The organism is Mesorhizobium sp. M7A.F.Ca.CA.002.09.1.1 (assembly GCF_003998555.1).
Taxonomy (GTDB): Bacteria; Pseudomonadota; Alphaproteobacteria; order Rhizobiales; family Rhizobiaceae; genus Mesorhizobium; species Mesorhizobium ciceri.
This window is the reverse complement of sequence record NZ_RZRR01001415.1, coordinates 1-802: the sequence shown is the minus strand read 5'-3', so window position 1 is coordinate 802 and position 802 is coordinate 1. Positions and strand designations below refer to the sequence as shown.

2 protein-coding genes and 1 pseudogene are annotated in these 802 nt (G+C 60.2%); all 3 read right to left on the bottom strand.

Annotated features, from left to right (window positions below):
• Positions 1 to 79 (bottom strand): annotated as a pseudogene (locus EN994_RS36585) (EamA-like transporter family protein); the annotation flags it as partial.
• A gap of 12 nt (positions 80 to 91) precedes the next feature.
• Positions 92 to 604: a peptidylprolyl isomerase gene (locus EN994_RS33650; protein ID WP_013531825.1), complete on the bottom strand. Its 513-nt coding sequence runs from the start codon at positions 602 to 604 to the stop codon at positions 92 to 94.
• A 40-nt stretch (positions 605 to 644) separates the two neighbouring features.
• Positions 645 to 802 (bottom strand): peptidylprolyl isomerase (locus EN994_RS33645; protein WP_206530571.1); only part of this gene is annotated, 158 nt, incomplete at its 5' end.

Genomic DNA, 802 nt, shown 5'->3' with positions numbered 1-802 from the left:
GCTGCGAATTGATCGGCGCCTGAATGGCAATGAAGGCGCCGGATAGGATGCCGAGAAGCGACCAGACGACGCCCATCATTGTCGTTTGCCCTTACTTGACGTCGGCCGCGACCTTCAGCGACACGATCTTGTCGGGATCCTGCACCGGCTCGCCGCGCTTGATCTTGTCGACATTGTCCATGCCTTCGATGACCTGGCCCCAGACCGTGTACTGGCGGTTGAGGAAGGCGGCATCGTCGAAGCAGATGAAGAACTGCGAATTGGCCGAGTTCGGGTTCTGCGAACGGGCCATCGAGCAGGTGCCGCGGCCATGGTTGGCGTTGGAAAATTCGGCCTTCAGGTCCGGCTTCTCAGAGCCGCCCATGCCCGCGCGGGACGGCGCGAAGGAAGGCTTGCTCGAATTGCCGAACTTGACGTCGCCGGTCTGGGCCATGAAGCCTTCGATGACGCGGTGGAAGACCACGCCGTCATAGGCGCCTTCCCTAGCCAGTTCCTTGATGCGGGAGACGTGGCCCGGCGCCAGGTCGGGGAAAAGTTCGATGACGACCGTGCCCTTGGTCGTTTCCATGATGAGCGCGTTCTCGCGGTCCTTGATTTCGGCCATGTCAGATATCCTTTTGAGAAAACAGAGTTATTTGACAATTTTACTTGTCTGCGGCGATGCGCACCTTGATCATCCGGTCGGGGTCGGAGACCGTGCCGTTATCCGCCTGGTCGCCCTTCTTGATGTGATCCACCAGTTCCATGCCGCTGACGACATTGCCGACGATGGTGTACTGGCCGTCGAGCGGCGGTGCCGGAG